This window comes from uncultured Clostridium sp., from assembly GCF_937920395.1.
Taxonomy (GTDB): Bacteria; Bacillota; Clostridia; order Clostridiales; family Clostridiaceae; genus Clostridium_AD.
This window is the reverse complement of sequence record NZ_CALEVF010000379.1, coordinates 1-2,632: the sequence shown is the minus strand read 5'-3', so window position 1 is coordinate 2,632 and position 2,632 is coordinate 1. Positions and strand designations below refer to the sequence as shown.

Genomic DNA, 2,632 nt, shown 5'->3' with positions numbered 1-2,632 from the left:
GCTCCACCAACCCCAGTAGAAACTGTTATATAGAATACCGACTCACAACCTTTAGCACTTCCTACCAATGCTTCTGCAAAACCTGCAACATTTGCATCATTATTAACTTTAATTGGCAATTTTAACATTTTACTTAAATATTGTTTTATATTGAAATTTTCCCATCCTTTTAAATTTGGCGGATTAAGTATTTTACCATTCTTTATATCTAATGGACCTGGTACCCCTACTCCTACCTTTTCAATCTCATAATTGCTCCATTCTACTATTATTTGATGGACTATTTTATTTAAATTATAAAGTGCACCCTTAGATACTTCATTTTCAACTATAAAGCTATCTATAATTTCTCCTTCTTTTGAAATAACTGCTGATCTTAAATTAGTTCCACCAATATCAATTCCAATTAAATATGACATTTTCAATCCCCTTCCTCTTTTAATTTTTTTATTTCTCATTCCAATTATATTGATATGTTGTTTTTTAAATCGCTTTTAGCTATTCCAAATAACTTGCGAATGTAATTTTCAAAATTAATGTATTCTTCTATTGCTATGAGAATACATTAATCCATATTTTAGTTTTTTATTTAAACATCTGCCTTTTTAGTTATCACATAATATTTAATCATTAGTTTAATCCTCAAATAATATTTTTATGAGACTCTTTTAGAACTAAAAATCCATTAATGAATTTTTTTCCTGCATTATAATTACTATCGTTTAACTTTTTTAACATGGTATCTACGGTCATTTGGATTAATGATTCCTTGTCCACATCAATTGTGGTTATGTATGGGTGAATTATAGTGCTATGTAAATTATTGTCAAAAGATACAACCGATACATCCCGTGGAACCAATATGCCCTTTTCTTCTAAAATATTTATAAGTCTCCTAGCTGTCTTATCACATACACAAACAAATGCCGTTGGAATAACAGCAGGTAACCTTATATCAATTTCAATATTATCATCATTTCTATCTTCAATAATCCAATCATAATTAATATTAATATTGTTCTCAATTAAAGCTTTATAGTATCCCAAAAATCTATCCTGCATGCCACTAGTGATTTTTGTGTTCCCACAATACACAATTTTCTTATGTCCTAGAGAAATAAGTTCATTTGTTATTGTATAAGAGTTATAATAATCATTTGGCGATATAGAATCAATACTAAGATTATTAGAATAAAAATCTAGTAAAATCAATGGTATTTTAAGCTCTTTAATCATTATTACGTACTTAAAATTTAGTTGTCCTAAAAGAATAATCCCATCAATTTTATTTTGAGTATACATTAGCGGAATATTGCATACCTTTTCTTCTTTTCTATCTAATACATATAGCATTGTTGTAATATCATTAGAATTAAACTTGTTACTAGTCCTTTTGTATAATTCGGAATAATAATAATCAGCTTCACCAAAATATCTTTCAGCAGTTATGATTCCTATAGTATATTTATTCTTTTTCTCTTTTTTATTGATGCTACTTTTCAATTCATAACCTAATTCTTTTGCCGAGGATTGAATTTTTCTTTTTAGGCTTTTGCTCAAATCATCTCTATTATTAAGTGCTTTTGAAATTGTTGATTTCGAAACTTTTAATATATTTGCTAAATCCTGCATAGTAAGCTTTTTATCCATTATATCACCTATAATATTATTTTTAATACCATTATAGACAGTACACACATCTATGTCAATGTTTCGAAACATATTCACATATTGACAATGTTTCGAATATGTTTTATACTTAAAAAAATGGTATTTAGGGGGATAAAAATGACAAATACAAAAAATATAAAACTTGGATTATTTAGTTATAGCTATCATCTAGCTTTTGGTGCACACGACGTATTTAAACCTTCAAAAAAGATTAACTTCTTTGATTTTCTAGACAAATGTAAGGATATGGGTTTAGATGGTATTCAAATAGATGCAATGCATTTAGAGAGTTTTGAAGATTCATATTTAAATAAAATAAAAGAACGGTGTGAGGAATATGGATTTTATATAGAATATGGAACAACTGGTGTTAGTGAAGAGCATCTTATTGCCCAATTAGAAATAGCGAAAAAATTTGGTTCTTCAATATTAAGAACCTATATAGGCTTTGATCCCTCTGATAAAAATATTAATCCGGAAATGGAGGTTAAAGAAGCTATAAGAGTATTAAATATAGTTAAGTCCAAAGCAGAAGAATATAATATTAAAATAGCAATAGAAAACCACTGCGACCTAAAAACTGATGAATTATTAGCGCTTATAAAAACCGTAAACAGTCCTTATGTTGGAGTATGTGTTGACCTAGGTAATTTTATGATTCACTTAGAAAACCCAGTTGATTCAGTGAGAAAACTTGCACCTTACATAGTTAACACTCATTTTAAAGACTACAATTCCAAAATGGAAAATTGGGGTTTTCAAACATTTGCAGTTCCCTTTGGAGAAGGTAAGATAGATTTAAAGGCAGTTTTAAAAATTCTTTTAGAAGAATGTCATCTTGATAGAATTATGCTAGAAATACCAGTTAAAAAGGAAGCTACTGAGGGAGCTACCTTAGCTAAGGAAGATTACATTGTAAGGAAGAGTGTTCAATACTGCCGAGAAGTATTAGGCATATAAA

At 28.4% G+C, this 2,632-nt stretch carries 3 protein-coding genes; 1 reads left to right on the top strand and 2 read right to left on the bottom strand.

The genetic code is table 11. From position 1 onward, the window contains the following. Together Q0649_RS22150 and Q0649_RS22145 are read right to left on the bottom strand one after the other, a co-directional pair. A partial coding sequence (locus tag Q0649_RS22150) for an ROK family protein (protein ID WP_298847038.1) occupies positions 1-419 on the bottom strand: 419 nt, incomplete at its 3' end. A gap of 223 nt (positions 420-642) precedes the next feature. Next, a complete protein-coding gene (locus tag Q0649_RS22145) occupies positions 643-1,722 on the bottom strand; it encodes a LacI family DNA-binding transcriptional regulator (RefSeq protein ID WP_298847035.1) in 1,080 nt (359 codons plus the stop codon). A 66-nt stretch (positions 1,723-1,788) separates the two neighbouring features. Between Q0649_RS22145 and Q0649_RS22140 the strand changes: the two genes are divergently transcribed. Further along, positions 1,789-2,631, top strand: a complete 843-nt coding sequence (locus Q0649_RS22140) for a sugar phosphate isomerase/epimerase (RefSeq protein WP_298847033.1) — start codon at positions 1,789-1,791, stop codon at positions 2,629-2,631. The last annotated feature ends 1 nt before the right edge of the window (position 2,632 follow it).

Excerpts from the sequence above, each read along its gene's own strand:
- Q0649_RS22140 (WP_298847033.1), top strand. The coding sequence starts at position 1,789 with ATGACAAATACAAAAAATATAAAACTTGGATTATTTAGTTATAGCTAT.
- Q0649_RS22145 (WP_298847035.1), bottom strand. The coding sequence starts at position 1,722 with ATGTTTCGAAACATTGACATAGATGTGTGTACTGTCTATAATGGTATT.